14 protein-coding genes are annotated in these 16362 nt (G+C 61.6%); 12 read left to right on the forward strand and 2 right to left on the reverse strand.

Translation table 11 applies throughout. The features are described 5' to 3' along the window. Positions 1-50 precede the first annotated feature (50 nt). The gene (locus tag J2Y83_RS17165; RefSeq protein ID WP_253396941.1) at positions 51-1538 is read right to left on the reverse strand and encodes an NCS1 family nucleobase:cation symporter-1; all 1488 of its coding nucleotides are present in this window, start codon (positions 1536-1538) and stop codon (positions 51-53) included. A 603-nt stretch (positions 1539-2141) separates the two neighbouring features. On the opposite strand from J2Y83_RS17165, the gene hydA reads away from it, so the two are divergent. From hydA to preA, 3 genes are all read left to right on the forward strand, one after another. Then, entirely contained in the window at positions 2142-3581 is a 1440-nt protein-coding gene (gene hydA / locus J2Y83_RS17170) for a dihydropyrimidinase (RefSeq protein WP_253396944.1), read from the forward strand. A gap of 156 nt (positions 3582-3737) precedes the next feature. Beyond that, positions 3738-5105, forward strand: coding sequence for an NAD(P)-dependent oxidoreductase (locus J2Y83_RS17175; protein ID WP_253400409.1), 1368 nt, complete (start codon positions 3738-3740; stop codon positions 5103-5105). Next, entirely contained in the window at positions 5105-6379 is a 1275-nt protein-coding gene (preA, locus tag J2Y83_RS17180) for an NAD-dependent dihydropyrimidine dehydrogenase subunit PreA (protein WP_253396946.1), read from the forward strand. Before J2Y83_RS17175 ends, preA begins: the two co-directional genes overlap by 1 nt. Before the next feature lie 419 nt (positions 6380-6798). Here preA and J2Y83_RS17185 read toward each other — a convergent pair whose 3' ends face one another. Next, complete coding sequence (locus J2Y83_RS17185; protein WP_253396948.1) at positions 6799-7419, reverse strand: TetR/AcrR family transcriptional regulator; 621 nt, start codon at positions 7417-7419, stop codon at positions 6799-6801. Between the two features lie 115 nt (positions 7420-7534). Between J2Y83_RS17185 and copC the strand changes: the two genes are divergently transcribed. The 9 genes from copC to J2Y83_RS17230 all read left to right on the forward strand — a co-directional run bounded on the left by copC (position 7535) and on the right by J2Y83_RS17230 (position 15898). Continuing rightward, complete coding sequence (gene copC / locus J2Y83_RS17190; RefSeq protein ID WP_017847464.1) at positions 7535-7900, forward strand: copper homeostasis periplasmic binding protein CopC; 366 nt, start codon at positions 7535-7537, stop codon at positions 7898-7900. A gap of 3 nt (positions 7901-7903) precedes the next feature. Then, positions 7904-8761: a copper homeostasis membrane protein CopD gene (gene copD / locus J2Y83_RS17195; RefSeq protein WP_253396950.1), complete on the forward strand. Its 858-nt coding sequence runs from the start codon at positions 7904-7906 to the stop codon at positions 8759-8761. Between the two features lie 167 nt (positions 8762-8928). Continuing rightward, positions 8929-10191: an OprD family porin gene (locus tag J2Y83_RS17200; protein ID WP_253396952.1), complete on the forward strand. Its 1263-nt coding sequence runs from the start codon at positions 8929-8931 to the stop codon at positions 10189-10191. Positions 10192-10378: 187 nt separating this feature from the next. Then, positions 10379-11194 carry an NAD-dependent epimerase/dehydratase family protein gene (locus J2Y83_RS17205; RefSeq protein ID WP_253396954.1) on the forward strand — a complete coding sequence of 272 codons (816 nt, stop codon included), beginning with the start codon at positions 10379-10381 and terminating at the stop codon, positions 11192-11194. Positions 11195-11224: 30 nt separating this feature from the next. Then, a complete protein-coding gene (locus tag J2Y83_RS17210) occupies positions 11225-12100 on the forward strand; it encodes an SMP-30/gluconolactonase/LRE family protein (RefSeq protein ID WP_253396956.1) in 876 nt (291 codons plus the stop codon). Positions 12101-12151: 51 nt separating this feature from the next. Then, the gene (locus J2Y83_RS17215) at positions 12152-13114 is read left to right on the forward strand and encodes a TRAP transporter substrate-binding protein (RefSeq protein WP_253396958.1); all 963 of its coding nucleotides are present in this window, start codon (positions 12152-12154) and stop codon (positions 13112-13114) included. Positions 13115-13180: 66 nt separating this feature from the next. Continuing rightward, positions 13181-13708 (forward strand): TRAP transporter small permease, encoded by a 528-nt coding sequence (locus tag J2Y83_RS17220; RefSeq protein WP_253396959.1) that lies wholly within the window; start codon positions 13181-13183, stop codon positions 13706-13708. A gap of 1 nt (position 13709) precedes the next feature. Continuing rightward, a complete protein-coding gene (locus tag J2Y83_RS17225; RefSeq protein ID WP_253396960.1) occupies positions 13710-14990 on the forward strand; it encodes a TRAP transporter large permease in 1281 nt (426 codons plus the stop codon). Then, positions 14990-15898, forward strand: coding sequence for an aldose 1-epimerase (locus J2Y83_RS17230; protein ID WP_253396961.1), 909 nt, complete (start codon positions 14990-14992; stop codon positions 15896-15898). The genes J2Y83_RS17225 and J2Y83_RS17230 overlap by 1 nt, the downstream gene beginning before the upstream one ends. The last annotated feature ends 464 nt before the right edge of the window (positions 15899-16362 follow it).

A 16362-nucleotide genomic window follows, 5' to 3' on the forward strand; every position in this document is an offset into this window, starting at 1 on the left:
GGGGATCTCCTCAGGCTACATTTTTATGAATGGAATGCATTCCACTTCCGTTACAGCGGGGATTTGACCGGCACCGGACTCAGACCACGCTTGGCATTCAGGCCGTAATACAACACGCCGCCCAACGCCGAACCGGTAAACCAGCCATAGCTGTAGAACCAGCTGAACGCATCGCTGCCCAACGACAACAACGTCAGCACCACCGGCACGCCAAGCGCAAGAAAGCCTTTCCAGTTCCACGCCGGATACACGTCGTCACGGTACAAACCGGCCAGGTCCAATTGCTGTTTGCGCGTGATGAAATAGTCCACCACCATGATCCCGGCGATCGGTCCCAGCAGGCTTGAATAGCCGAGCAACCAGTTGGAATACACAGTCTCCAGGCTCACGTCGGAAACGATCAGCCCGAGCTTTTTCAGCAGCTCGTGCCCCATCAACACCAACCCCACCAACCCGGTCAGAATCACCGCCGTGGTGCGGTTGATCAGCTTGGGCGCGATGTTCTGGAAGTCGTTGGTGGGCGACACGATGTTCGCCGCAGTATTGGTGGACAAGGTGGCGACGATAATCAACGCCATGGCCACGGCGACCCACACCGGGCTTTGGATATGCCCGATCAGCGTCACCGGGTCGGACACGCTGACGCCCACCAGTTTCACCGACGCCGCAGTCATGATCACGCCGAGGGCGGCGAACAGGAACATGGTCAACGGCAGGCCGAAAATCTGCCCGAGGATCTGGTCCTTCTGGCTCTTGGCGTAGCGGCTGAAGTCGGGAATATTCAGCGACAAGGTGGCCCAGAAGCCCACCATCGCGGTCAGGCCAGCCATGAAGTAACCGGTCAGGCTCGCCCCTTCGGGGCGTTTGGGCGGGATCGCCATCAGTTCGCTGAGGGACACGTTCGGCATCGCCCACACCAGCAGGCCAATGCCCACCGCCACCAGCAGCGGTGCCGACAGGGTTTCCAGGCGCTTGATCGACTCGGCGCCACGCAGCACCACCCACAGGTTCAGGGTCCAGAAGATCATGAAGCCGATCACTTCACCGGTGCCGCCCAAGGCCTTCCAGCCCTCGAAAATCGAGCCCAGGAACAGGTGAATCGCCAACCCGCCGAACATCGTCTGGATACCGAACCAGCCGCACGCCACCAGCGCCCGGATCAGACACGGCACGTTGGAGCCAAGAATGCCGAACGAAGAACGCAGCAACACCGGGAACGGGATGCCGTATTTGGTGCCGGGGAAGGCGTTGAGGGTCAGCGGGATCAACACCACGATATTGGCCAGGAGGATCGCCATCAGCGCCTCGCCCACCGACAAACCGAAGTACGCGGTGAGCACCCCGCCCAACGTGTAGGTGGGCACGCAGATCGACATACCGACCCACAGCGCGGTGATGTGCCACTTGTTCCAGGTACGTTCATGCACCTTGGTCGGTGCCATGTCGTGGTTGTAGCGAGGGCTGTCGAGGACGTCGGGGCCGGCGTCGAGTTCGTACAGGCCGTTGCGTTCAATAACTTGCGATCTGTTCTGTTGCATGGCCGCTCCACGGTTTTTTTCGAATTATTGTTGCTCACCTGCAAGGTCGGTGCAGGTGGCCGGAGTACCTCGTAAACAACATGACATCACGGGTCCGGCCAGCCGCCACTGCACTCAATAACCGTGCCGACAACCCAACCCGACCCCGCACCGCGTATATAACTCGCTGATGTTTATCAGCTTTATTTCAAACGCCGATTAATCCTGCGGTACTTGCCGCGTGACGCAGGCTGGATAACGCGAAAGTTGGCCGAACATTCAGGACTCAATCTGGTGCAACACAATTATTTTTATTTGCCGCCGCCGTCAAGTGGCAAGTCTCAAGCGCCTGATTTGCAATAAGAAATGTTGCTCACATTGAAAACCTGTCAAGTGCGTCAAAATGGTGAGCGCTCGCTACATTTTGGTGATTATTAATTTTTATCGTTTAAATTCAACTAGTTAAAACACAAATAGACGTAGGAAAAATCTTCTTGCTCATTCTAAAAACACCGGCTAGTTTCTATTCCTGTCACCCATGACAGGTTTTACAAAACCTGCACTGGAAAGAACTACAACACTTAGAACTGGCACAAGCCGGTCAAGCCTTGTGAGGAACTCGACATGTCGCTGTTGATCCGTGGCGCCACCATCATTACCCACGATGAAAGTTACCGCGCCGATGTTTTATGCGCAGACGGTCTGATTCGCGCGATTGGCACGGACCTGGACATTCCCGCTGGCACCGAAGTACTCGATGGCAGCCGCCAATATTTGATGCCCGGCGGCATCGACCCGCACACCCATATGCAACTGCCCTTCATGGGCACCGTGGCCAGTGAGGATTTTTTCAGCGGCACGGCAGCGGGTCTGGCGGGGGGCACCACCTCGATCATCGACTTTGTGATTCCCAACCCGCAGCAATCCTTGCTCGAAGCCTTTCACCAATGGCGCGGCTGGGCGCAAAAGTCGGCAGCCGACTATGGCTTTCACGTGGCGATCACCTGGTGGAGCGAGCAGGTGCGCGAGGAAATGGCCGAGCTGGTCAGCCACCACGGCATCAACAGCTTCAAGCATTTCATGGCCTACAAGAACGCGATCATGGCGGCCGACGATACCTTGGTGGCCAGCTTCGAGCGCTGCCTGGAGCTGGGCGCGGTGCCCACCGTGCACGCAGAAAACGGCGAGCTGGTGTATCACCTGCAACGCAAGCTGATGGCCCAGGGCATCACCGGGCCGGAAGCGCACCCGCTGTCGCGTCCGTCCCAGGTCGAAGGTGAAGCGGCGAGCCGTGCGATCCGTATCGCCGAGACCATCGGCACGCCGCTGTACCTGGTACACGTCTCGACCAAAGAGGCGCTGGATGAAATCACCTACGCTCGCGGCAAGGGCCAGGCGGTGTACGGCGAAGTGCTCGCCGGGCACCTGCTGCTGGACGACAGCGTCTACCGTCACCCCGACTGGCAGACCGCCGCCGGCTACGTGATGAGCCCACCGTTCCGCCCGCGCGGGCATCAAGAGGCGCTGTGGCATGGCCTGCAATCCGGCAACCTGCACACCACCGCAACCGACCACTGTTGCTTCTGCGCCGAGCAGAAAGCCGCCGGGCGTGACGATTTCAGCAAGATCCCCAACGGCACCGCCGGTATCGAAGACCGCATGGCATTGTTGTGGGACGAAGGGGTCAACACCGGGCGCCTGTCGATGCAGGCGTTCGTCGCGCTGACCTCCACCAACACCGCGAAGATCTTCAACCTCTACCCGCGCAAAGGCGCAATCCGCGTCGGTGCCGATGCCGACCTGGTGCTGTGGGACCCCGAGGGTACGCGCACGATTTCCGCCAAGACCCACCACCAGAACGTCGACTTCAACATCTTCGAAGGCAAGACCGTGCGCGGCGTGCCGAGCCACACCATCAGCCAGGGCAAGCTGGTCTGGGCCGATGGCGACCTGCGCGCCGAGCGGGGTGCCGGGCGCTATGTGGAACGGCCGGCGTATCCGTCGGTGTTCGAGCAGTTGAGCAAGCGGGCTGAGCGTTCCAGGCCGGTGGCTGTGAAGCGCTGAGAGCGCTATCGGGGGCAAGCCCCCTCCCACAGTGATCGCATTGTGTCTGAAAGCATGCGGTCAATTGTGGGAGGGGGCTTGCCCCCGATAAAGCCAGTCCAGACAACAAAAATGCCCGCCAGAGGCAATCCGAAAAAACACCGTGAGGCCCACACCGTGATCCAGACCCTGACCCACCTCCCCCATCCCCATGAAGACGGCGCCACCCTCGCCAGCCATTTCACCGACCTGGCGCCGCCCCTCAACGCCCGCCAGGCGCAATTGGAAGCCTCGCGCTGCCTGTATTGCTACGACGCGCCGTGCGTGAACGCGTGCCCCAGCGAAATCGACATCCCGTCGTTCATCCGCAACCTCCACACCGACAACGTGCAAGGCGCCGCGCAGAAGATTCTCTCGGCCAACATCCTCGGCGGCAGCTGCGCCCGGGTCTGCCCCACCGAGATCCTGTGCCAGCAAGCCTGCGTGCGTAACCACGGCGAAGAATGCGCCCCGGTGCTGATCGGCCTGTTGCAACGCTACGCCATCGACAACGCGCACTTCAGCGAACACCCGTTCCAGCGCGCCGCCGCCACCGGCAAGCGCATCGCGGTGGTCGGCGCCGGGCCGGCCGGCCTGGCCTGTGCCCATCGCGCCGCCTTGCACGGCCACGATGTGGTGATCTTCGAAGCCCGGGAAAAAGCCGGTGGCCTGAATGAATACGGGATCGCCAAGTACAAGCTGGTGGATGATTTCGCGCAGCAGGAGCTGGATTTCCTCCTGCAGATCGGCGGTATCGAAATCCGCCACGGCCAGCGCCTGGGCGACAACCTGACCTTGAGCGAACTGCACCAGCACTTCGATGCGGTATTCCTCGGCCTCGGCCTGGCCGCCAGCAAGCAACTCGGCCTGCCCCACGAGGACGCCCCCGGCCTGCTCGCCGCCACCGATTACATCCGCGAACTGCGCCAGGCCGACGACCTGAGCCAACTGCCGCTGGCCGACCGCTGCATCGTGCTCGGTGCCGGCAACACCGCCATCGACATGGCCGTGCAAATGGCCCGCCTCGGCGCCCGCGACGTCAACCTGGTGTACCGCCGGGGCCTGGCGGACATGGGCGCCACCGGCCATGAGCAGGACATCGCCAAGGCCAATCAGGTACGCCTGCTGACCTGGGCCCAGCCCGAAGAAGTGCTGCTGGACGAGCAAGGCCACGTGCGCGGCATGCGTTTCGCCCGCACGCACCTGGACAACGGGCGCCTGCAACCCACCGGCGAAACCTTCGAACTGGCCGCCGATGCGATCTTCAAAGCCATCGGCCAAAGTTTCGACAACGCCGCACTGCACGACCCGCTGGCCCAGCAACTGCAGCGAGTCGGCGAACGCATCTTCGTCGACGAACAACTGCGCACCAGCATCCCCGGCGTGTATGCAGGCGGCGACTGCGTCAGCCTCGGCCAGGACCTCACCGTGCAGGCGGTGCAACACGGCAAGCTGGCGGCAGAAGCCATGCACGCCCAACTCATGCTCAACGTGGAGGCTGCGTAATGGCCGATCTCTCGATTGTCTTCGCCGGTATCAAAGCCCCCAACCCGTTCTGGCTGGCCTCCGCGCCGCCCACCGACAAGGCCTACAACGTGGTCCGCGCGTTTGAAGCGGGCTGGGGCGGCGTGGTCTGGAAAACCCTCGGCGAAGACCCGGCGGCGGTCAACGTGTCGTCGCGTTACTCGGCGCACTATGGCGCTAACCGCGAAGTGCTGGGCATCAACAATATCGAGCTGATCACCGACCGCTCCCTGGAGATCAACCTGCGCGAAATCACCCAGGTCAAAAAGGACTGGCCGGACCGCGCGCTGATCGTGTCGCTGATGGTGCCGTGCGTCGAAGCCTCCTGGAAAAACATCCTGCCCCTGGTGGAAGCCACTGGGTGCGACGGCATCGAGCTGAACTTCGGCTGCCCCCATGGCATGCCGGAACGCGGCATGGGCGCGGCGGTGGGCCAGGTGCCGGAGTATGTGGAACAGGTGACGCGCTGGTGCAAGACGTACTGCTCGCTACCGGTGATCGTCAAGCTCACGCCGAACATCACCGACATTCGAGTGGCGGCGCGTGCGGCGTATCGCGGCGGTGCGGATGCGGTGTCGCTGATCAACACCATCAACTCCATCACCAGCGTGGATCTGGAGCGCATGGTCGCCCTGCCGACGGTCGGCACCCAGAGCACCCACGGCGGTTACTGCGGTTCAGCGGTCAAGCCGATCGCGCTGAACATGGTCGCTGAAATCGCCCGCGACCCGCAGACCCACGGCCTGCCGATCTGCGGCATTGGCGGCATCGGCAACTGGCGCGATGCGGCGGAATTCGTCGCCCTCGGCTGCGGCGCCGTGCAGGTGTGTACGGCGGCGATGCTGCATGGCTTTCGCATCGTCGAAGAAATGAAGGACGGCCTGTCGCGCTGGATGGACAGTCAGGGCTACACCAGCCTGCAGGATTTTTCCGGGCGCGCAGTGGGCAATACTACGGACTGGAAGTACCTGGATATCAACTACCAGGTGATCGCCAAGATCGATCAGGCCGCCTGCATCGGCTGCGGGCGTTGCCATATTGCCTGTGAGGATACGTCGCACCAGGCCATCGCCAGTTTGAAACAGGCGGACGGCACGCATAAGTACGAGGTGATCGATGATGAGTGCGTGGGCTGCAACCTGTGCCAAATCACCTGCCCGGTGGCCGATTGCATCGAGATGGTACCGGTGGACACCGGCAAGCCGTTCTTGAACTGGACCCAGGATCCGCGTAATCCGTACCGGGAAGCGGTGTAGTCCTGTAGAGCGCTATCGGGGGCAAGCCCCCTCCCACAGTTGACCGCATTCTTTCAGACAAAATGCAGTTCATTGTGGGAGGGGGCTTGCCCCCGATGAGGCCCTCAGCCTCACCACAAAACTCAAGACTCAAACAGTTGACCGCATTCTTTCAGACAAAACGCAGTCAATGTGGGAAGGGGCTTGCCCCCGATGAGGCCCTCAGCCTCACCACAAAACTCAAGGCTCCAACAGTTGACCGCATTCCTTCAGACAAAATGCAGTCAATGTGGGAGGGGGCTTGCCCCCGATGAGGCCCTCAGCCTCACCACAAAACTCAAGACTCAAACAGTTGACCGCATTCTTTCAGACAAAATGCAGTCAATTGGGAGGGGGCTTGCCCCCGATGAGGCCCTCAGTCTCACCACAAGGCTCAAGACTCAAGGCTCCAACCCAATCCCCCGCAAAATCACACTGGTCACCGTCTGAATCGCCCTCTCGAACTGCATATCCGACAACGGCTGGTGATCGTTCAGAATCTTCACCTGATGATCAAAGTCGGCGTAGTGCTGGGTCGAGGCCCAGATCATATACAACAGGCTCGCCGGCTCGACCGGCAGGATGCGTTTGTCTTCCACCCATTGGCGAATCTTCGCTTCCTTCATCTTGGCCCAGTCGTACAGGCTTTCATCCAGCGCCTCACCGAGCGTCGGCGCGCCGTGCATGATTTCGTTGGCCCAGACCTTCGACCCATACGGCCGCGTGCGCGAGCGTTGCATCTTGGCGCGGATGTAGCTGCTGAGCACCACCCGTGGGTCATCGAAGGTTTCGAAGCTCAGGGCGTCCTGCTTCCACACTTCCAGCAGGTCGAACAGCACCGCGCTGTACAGCTCGCTCTTGGTGGTGAAGTAGTAATGCAGGTTGGAACGCGGCAATTGCACTTCTTCGGCAATATCGGCCATGGCGGTGCTGCCATAACCCTTCTCGGCGAAGATCTTCTCCGCGGCCAGCAGGATTTTTTCGACGTTGACTCGACGGATTCCGATCTTGTGATTGCCCATAAGGGCTCCCTGACAAAGACATAACGGAAAGACTACCACCCGCTCTAGATCGGGGCGACAGGAGGAGCCGAAACTTCGTACACTGCCCGTCCTATCCTTTGATTGGTATTGCTCAATGTTGATCAAGAAAACCCTGACCACCGTCGCCCTGCTGGCCTCGCTGCTGGGCGCCTCGGCGGCGTTTGCCCATGCTCACCTCAAGAGCGCGACGCCTGCGGCAGACAGCAGCGTCGCCGCACCGAACGATGTGCGCCTGACCTTCAGCGAAGGCGTGGAGGCGACCTTTTCCAAGGTTTCCCTGAGCAAGGACGGCACCGAAATCGCAATCAAGGGTCTGGCAACGCCGGATGCCGACAAGAAAACCCTGGTGGTGACGCCCGCCGCGCCCCTCGCAGCCGGCACCTACAAAGTGGTGTGGAACGCGGTCTCGGTCGACACCCACAAGAGCAATGGCGAATACAGCTTCAAGGTCGGCCAATAACCTATGGCGACGCTGCTGGTGCTGTGCCGTTTCCTGCATTTCATCGTCGTCTTGTTGATGTTCGGGGCCTGTGTATTCAGGCCCTGGCTGATGGGCCATTCACCGCAGCCGGCGCTGGACCGGCAATTGCTGCGTATCAGCCGAGTACTGGCCTGGCTCGGGCTCGGCTCCGGCGTGGCCTGGTTGCTGCTGATCACGGTCAGCATGGCTGGCAGTTGGGACGCCGCATTGCAACCGGCCACGGTGCAGTTGGTACTGGGCAAGACCTTTTTTGGCCAAGTGTGGCTCTGGCATCTGCTGCTCAACCTGTTGCTGCTGATCGCCTTGGTCAAACCCTGGCCAGCGTTGCGCCTGCCCTTGCTCAGCCTGCTGCTGGCAACCCTCGCACCGGTCGGTCACGGCGCCATGCTCAACGGGCTCAGCGGGCAGTTGCTGATCCTCAATCAGGTCGTACACCTGGCGTGCGTGGGCGCCTGGCTTGGCGGTTTGCTGTTGCTGGTGTTGATCCTGCGCCAACCGCAACGTCAGGGGCTGGAGCCGATTTTGCGGCGTTTCAGCGGCGTGGGTTATGGCCTGGTCGCCGGCTTGCTGGTCACCGGCTTGATCAACGTGCGTGTATTGACCGGGCAACTGTGGCCCACCCCGCTGTTCAACGGTTTCGCCCTGATTCTGCTGATCAAGGCGATGCTGGTGCTGGGCATGCTGGCCCTGGCGCTGCTGAACCGCTTGCGTATCGAGCGCTGCGAACAGCGAGTGGAGACCTTGAAGGCCAGCGTGATGGCTGAATGGTTACTAGGTATTTCAGCGGTAGCCGCCGTCTCTCTCCTCGGCACCCTGCCCCCAATGGCCATGGCCGGTTGAATCCATAGTCAGCTTCCCCACTGGACCACAACCACTTCTGCTCAGTGAAGCCTAGTCATCGTATAACTTCTGATTGACAAGCCACAAAAACCCCGCAAATATCGCCCCAATGTTGTACGACGACGTATGACAAATAATAAAAACAACAAACCCAAGGGAGCGTCACTGTGCGTCCATCCGCCCGCAATTCCTCCTCGCGTCTCGGCCTTATCGGCCTCGGCAGCCTGGCTTTCACCCTGCCCCTCACCGCCCAGGCCGAAGGGTTTGTCGACGACGCCAAGGCCACGCTCAACTTACGCAACGCCTACTTCAACCGCAATTTCACCAACCCGTCCAACCCCCAGGCCAAGGCCCAAGAGTGGACGCAGAACTTCATCCTCGACGCCAAATCCGGCTACACCCGCGGCACCGTGGGCTTCGGGATTGATGTGCTGGGCCTGTACTCGCAAAAGCTCGACGGCGGCAAAGGTACCGCCGGCACCCAGTTGCTGCCGGTTCACAACGACGGTCGCCCCGCCGACAACTTCGGGCGTCTGGGCGTGGCGCTGAAAACCAAGCTGTCGAACACCGAATTGAAAGTCGGCGAATGGATGCCCGTGCTGCCGATCCTGCGCTCCGACGATGGCCGTTCCCTGCCGCAAACCTTCCAGGGCGGCCAGGTCACCTCCAATGAAATCGCCGGCCTGACCCTCTACGGCGGGCAGTTTCGCGGTAACAGCCCGCGCAACGACGCGAGCATGGAAGACATGTTCATGAACGGCAAAGCCGCCTTCACCTCAGACCGCTTCAACTTCGGCGGCGGCGAATACACCTTCAACGACAAGCGCACCCAGGTCGGGCTGTGGTACGCCGAACTGACCGACATCTACCAACAGCAGTACCTCAACCTGACCCACAGCCAGCCGCTGGGCGACTGGACCCTGGGCGCCAACCTCGGTTTCTTCAACGGCAAGGAAGACGGCAGCGCCCTGGCCGGCGACCTCGACAACAAAACCGCGTTCGCCCTGCTCTCGGCTAAATACGGCGCTAACACCTTCTACGTCGGCCTGCAGAAACTCAGCGGCGACAGCGCATGGATGCGGGTCAACGGCACCAGTGGCGGCACCCTGGCCAACGACAGCTACAACGCCAGCTACGACAACGCCAAGGAAAAATCCTGGCAACTGCGCCATGACTTCAACTTCGTGGTGCTCGGCGTTCCGGGGCTGACCCTGATGAACCGCTACATCAGCGGCAGTAACGTCCACACCGGCACGATCACCGATGGCAAGGAATGGGGCCGCGAATCGGAACTGGCCTACACGGTGCAGAGCGGTGTCTTGAAGAACCTCAACGTGCGCTGGCGCAATTCGACCATGCGCCGGGACTTCAGCAATAACGAATTCGATGAGAACCGGGTCTTCGTCAGCTACCCGATTTCACTGCTTTAAAGAGCTAAAACCCGGGCACATCCATTGTGGGACGGGGCTTGCTCCCGATGACGGTGTATCAGGCAATGTCTCTGTGACTGACCCACAGCCATCGGGGGCAAGCCCCCTCCCACATTGACAAGCGGGGACTCTCTAACAATACTTCGGCATAGTCATACGACAACCTACAACAAAAACTGGAATCCAGATGACCACCACTACCCCAGCGCCCTTCAACCGCCTCCTCCTCACCGGTGCCGCCGGCGGCCTCGGCAAAGTCCTGCGCGAACGCCTGCGCCCGTATGCCCAGGTGCTGCGCCTGTCGGATATCGCCGACATGGCCGCCGCCGGAGCCGATGAAGAAGTGCAACCCTGCGACCTGTCCGACAAACAAGCGGTCCACCACCTGGTCGAAGGCGTCGACGCCATCCTGCATTTCGGCGGCGTTTCGGTAGAGCGCTCGTTCGAAGAAGTCCTCGGCGCCAATATCTGCGGGGTATTCCATATTTACGAAGCCGCACGCCGTCATGGCGTCAAACGCGTGATCTTCGCCAGCTCCAACCATGTGATCGGCTTCTACCCACAGGGCGAGCAACTCGATGCCCACTCGCCGCGTCGCCCGGACAGCTATTACGGGCTGTCCAAGTCCTACGGCGAAGACATGGCCAGTTTCTACTTCGACCGCTACGGCATCGAGACCGTGAGCATCCGCATCGGCTCGTCGTTCGCCGAACCGCAGAACCGTCGGATGATGCACACCTGGCTGAGCTTCGACGACCTGACCCAACTGCTCGAACGCGCGCTGTACACGCCGAACGTCGGCCACACCGTGGTCTACGGCATGTCGGCCAACCTCGATACCTGGTGGGACAACCGCTACGCCGCGCACCTGGGCTTTACCCCAAAAGACAGCTCCGAAGGGTTCCGCGCCCAGGTCGAGGCCCAGCCGCCGCTCGCCGCCGATGACCCGGCCAAGGTCTACCAGGGCGGCGCCTTTTGCGCAGCGGGACCATTCGGTGACTGACGCCACACTCACCCAAGGGAATGAGTTGCCATGACTGCTGAGTTGATTGTCGACGCCCGCAATGCCGTGGGCGAATGCCCGGTGTGGGTGCCCGAAGAAAACGCCCTGTACTGGGTGGACATCCCCAACGGCGGGTTGCAACGCTGGAGCGCCGCCACCGGTCATAGCGACGCGTGGAAAGCCCCGCAGATGCTCGCCTGCATTGCCCGCACCGGTGCAGGCAACTGGGTCGCAGGAATGCAAAGCGGCTTTTTCCAACTCACCGCACACAACGACGGCAGCCTCGACACCACACCCCTGGCCGAGGTCGCGCACCCGCGCGCGGGCATGCGCCTGAACGATGGGCGCTGTGATCGCCAGGGCCGTTTCTGGGCCGGCAGCATGGTCATGGATATGGGCGCGAATGCCGCCGCAGGCATCCTCTACCGTTACGCTTCGGGCGCCGCGCCCCATGCGCAGTTAGAGGGTTTTATCACCCTCAACGGCCTGGCCTTCAGCCCTGATGGCCGCACGCTGTATGTCTCGGACTCGCACCCATTGGTGCAACAGATCTGGGCCTTCGATTACGACACCGAAACCGGTACGCCGAGCAACCGCCGCGTGTTTGTCGACATGCAGCAACACCCAGGCCGCCCTGACGGCGCCGCCGTGGATGTCGACGGTTGCTACTGGATCTGCGCCAACGACGCCGGCCTGATCCACCGTTTCACCCCCGACGGGCGCCTGGACCGCTCCCTGAGCGTGCCGGTGAAAAAGCCCAGCATGTGCGCCTTCGGCGGCAGTCGCCTGGACACTTTATTCGTCACCTCGATCCGTGATGACCCGAGTGAGCAGTCGCTGTCCGGCGGCGTGTTCGCCCTCAACCCTGGCGTCCAAGGACTGCCCGAACCGCACTTCACCCTCTAGCTGCATCGCTGTGCCTTGAATACAACAATAACAAGACAGGAGTGACCGCCCATGGACTTCAAACGCACCTTGCTCGCCGCCGCAGTCTTCACCCTCAGCAGCGCCGCCCACGCGCTGGAAATCAAATTCGCCGACGTCCACCCCGCCGGCTACCCCACCGTCGTGGCCGAAGAGAACATGGGCAAGGCCCTCACTAAAGCAAGCAACGGCGAACTGACCTTCAAGTACTTCCCCGGCGGAGTCCTGGGTTCGGAAAAAGAAGTCGTCGAACAGGCCCAGGTCGGCGCGGTCCAGATGACCCGGGTCAGCCTCGGCATCGTCGGCCCGGTGGTACCGGACGTGAACGTGTTCAACCTGCCGTTCGTATTCCGCGACCAGGCGCATATGCGCAAAGTCATCGACGGCGAGATAGGCGATGAAATCCTCGCCAAGATCACCGACTCCGAATTCGGCCTGGTCGCCCTGGCCTGGATGGACGGCGGCACGCGCAACCTCTACAGCAAAAAGCCGGTACGCAAAATCGAAGACCTCAAGGGTATGAAAATTCGCGTGCAAGGTAATCCCCTGTTCATCGACGCATTTAATGCGATGGGCGCCAACGGTATCGCCATGGATACCGGCGAAATTTTCAGTGCCTTGCAGACAGGCGTGATCGATGGCGCCGAAAACAACCCACCGACCCTGCTGGAACACAACCACTTCCAAAACGCCAAGTACTACACCCTCACCGAGCACCTGATCCTGCCCGAACCGATCGTGATGTCGAAAATCACTTGGAACAAACTCACCCCTGCGCAACAGGTCATGGTGAAGAACGCCGCCAAGGCCGCCCAGGCCGATGAGCGCGTGCTGTGGGATAAAAAAACCGCCAGCAGCGAGGAAAAACTCAAAGCCGCCGGCGTGGAGTTCATCAGCGTCGACAAAAAGCCCTTCTACGACGCCACCGCAGCGGTTCGCGCCAAGTACGGCGCGCCTTTCGCCGACATCATCGCGCGCATCGACGCCGTTCAATAACCTGCCCTGCCTCTCGCATAAGGCCCGGCGCGGTCGGCATTGCCGCGCCCAGTCACGGTGAACGCCATGAAGAATCGACTGCTGCGCATCAACGACCGTATCTACATGACCTGCATCTGGGTCGCCGGCCTCTCGGTCCTAGGGGTCGCGCTGATCATCCCCTGGGGCATCTTCGCCCGCTACATCCTCGGCACCGGCTCCAGTTGGCCGGAGCCCACCGCCATCCTGCTGATGCTGGTCTTCACCTTTATCGGCGCCGCCGCCAGCTACCGCGCCGGGGCGCATATGTCGGTGGCGATGGTCACCGACCGCCTGCCTGCGCGCCAACGCCAGATCGTCGGCATCCTCTCGCAATTGCTCATGGGCACCATCTGCCTGTTCATGACCATTTGGGGCAGCAAGCTGTGCCTGTCCACCTGGAACCAGTTCATGAGCGCCATTCCCACCCTGCGCGTGGGCATCACCTACATGCCGATCCCGATTGGCGGGTTGCTGACCCTGATCTTCGTGGTGGAAAAACTCCTGCTCGGTGACCAGAGCAACCGACGGGTCGTGCGCTTCGACCTGGTTGAAGAAAGCGAAGGGGCTGCCTGATATGGACGCATTGATTCTGTTGGGCAGCTTTATCGGCTTGATCCTGATCGGCATGCCGGTGGCTTATGCCCTGGGCCTGTCGGCGTTGATCGGCGCGTGGTGGATCGACATTCCGTACCAGGCCCTGATGATTCAAATCGCCGGCGGGGTGAACAAGTTTTCGCTGATGGCGATTCCGTTCTTCGTGCTGGCCGGCGCGATCATGGCGGAGGGCGGCATGTCGCGGCGGCTGGTGGCGTTTGCCGGGGTGTTGGTGGGTTTTGTGCGCGGCGGCTTGTCGCTGGTGAACATCATGGCCTCGACGTTTTTCGGCGCGATCTCCGGCTCGTCGGTGGCCGACACCGCCTCGGTCGGTTCGGTGCTGATCCCGGAAATGGAACGCCGTGGCTACCCCCGCGAGTTCGCCACGGCGGTGACCATCAGCGGTTCGGTGCAAGCACTGTTGACCCCGCCCAGCCACAACTCGGTGCTCTACTCCCTGGCGGCGGGCGGCACGGTGTCGATCGCCTCGCTGTTCATGGCCGGCGTGGTCCCGGGCCTGCTGATGAGCGCGTGCCTGATGGTGCTGTGCCTGATCTTCGCGAAGAAGCGCGACTACCCCAAAGGGGAAGTCATCCCGCTCAAGCAAGCGCTGAAAATCTGCGCCGACGCGCTGTGGGGCCTGATGGCCATGGTGATCATCCTCGGCGGCATTCTCTCCGGCATCTTCACCGCCACCGAGTCCGCCGCGATCGCCGTGCTGTGGGCGTTCTTCGTGACCATGTTCATCTACCGCGACTACCAATGGAACGAGCTGCCCAAGCTGATGCACCGCACGGTGCGCACCATTTCCATCGTGATGATCCTGATCGCCTTCGCGGCCAGCTTCGGCTACATCATGACCCTGATGCAGATCCCGGCGAAGATCACCACGCTGTTCCTGACCCTGTCGGACAACCGCTACGTGATCCTGATGTGCATCAACGCCATGCTGCTGTTGCTCGGCACGGTGATGGACATGGCGCCGCTGATTCTGATCCTCACGCCGATCCTGCTGCCGGTGGTCCTCGGCATCGGCGTCGACCCGGTACACTTCGGCATGATCATGCTGGTCAACCTTGGCATCGGCCTGATCACCCCGCCGGTCGGCGCGGTGCTGTTCGTGGGGGCGGCGGTGGGCAAGGTGAGTATCGAGAACACCGTGAAGGCGCTGCTGCCGTTTTATGGCGTGCTGTTTTTGGTGCTGATCGCGGTGACTTACATTCCGGCCTTGTCGCTGTGGTTGCCAGGGCTGGTGCTGTGATGCTGATTGAACTGCAAGACCACCTGACCCACCTCACCCTCGCCCCGGCCGTGGGCGGCAGCATCGTCAACTGGCGCGTGCGCGCCAGCGGCCAGCCCCTGCTGCGGGCTAGCGATCAAGCGGCGCTGGACGCCGGCCTGCCCGGCAAACTGGCCTGCTATCCCCTCGCGCCGTGGTCCAATCGCATCGCCAACGGCGGTTTCGACACGCCCGCCGGCTGGCTGGCACTCACGCCCAACAGCCTCACCGATCCGCTGCCGATTCACGGGTCGGCCTGGCAACAGGCGTGGCGCGTGGTCAGCCGGTCGGCGGATGAAGTGCTGCTTGCGTTGGAATGCGCGACGCCGTTCGCCTATCGCGCCGAGCAGCGGTTTCGGTTGAGCAACGGCGTATTGAGTATCGAGCTGAGCGTGACGCATCTGGCCGCAACAGCGGCGTGGCACGGTTTGGGCTTGCATCCTTACTTCCCGCGCCGGGCGGGCACGCGGTTGCAGGCCAAGGCTGGGCAGGTGTGGATGAGTGATGCGTCCAAGCTGCCGACGGCGCTGACCCCCGTACACGCCGATTGGGATTTCCAACAGCTCAAGGGGTTGCCCCAAGCGTTGGTCGACAACGGTTTTTGCCAATGGGACGGGCATTGCCGGATCGAACAGCCGGAGCTGGGTTATGCCCTGGAATGCCAGGCCACCGGCGCCGATTACTTCTTGCTGTACTGCCCGCCGGGGCTGGGGTTCTTCTGCATCGAGCCGGTGAGCCATCCGGTGAATGCCCATCACTTGCCGGGCAGGCCGGGCCTGAAACTGCTGGAACACAACCAGTCAACCCAACTCAATTTCACCCTGAAATACATTCCAACTGTGGGAGGGGGCTTGCCCCCGATGGCAGTGTGTCAGCCACTACATGCATGACTGACCCACCGCTATCGGGGGCAAGCCCCCTCCCACATTTTTAACCCGGTTCGGCTTCCAGGATCAGGTCGGCTATAAGGCAGCCTCGCTTTGGCTTTGGCTTTTGCTTTGGCTTTGGCTTTGGCTTTGGCTTTTGATCTTAGGCGCCCCGTAAAACCACGCTGGCCGAACGCAGGCTTGAATCCGTGGGCAACCCGGCAGGACGCCGGGTTAGCCGTCCTGGGCCATGGATGGCCCATGACGGCGGCCCACGGATTCAAGCCGGAGTGAGGGCATGCCGAGCCTAGGCGAGGCACCGAGTGGTGGGGCAAGAGCCCTTTGGTTACTTTGGGGCTTTTCCAAAGTGACCCGCCGTAAGGGCGGAACCCATAGCAGCCGTGACCGCAACAATGGATATGTACTCAACCCAACCCAAAAAGCTGGTCAGCCCAGAGACCGCCATCGGGGGCAAGCCCCCTCCCACA

Origin of the sequence: Pseudomonas marginalis (assembly GCF_024169655.1) — a bacterium.
Lineage (GTDB): Bacteria > Pseudomonadota > Gammaproteobacteria > Pseudomonadales > Pseudomonadaceae > Aquipseudomonas > Aquipseudomonas paraveronii.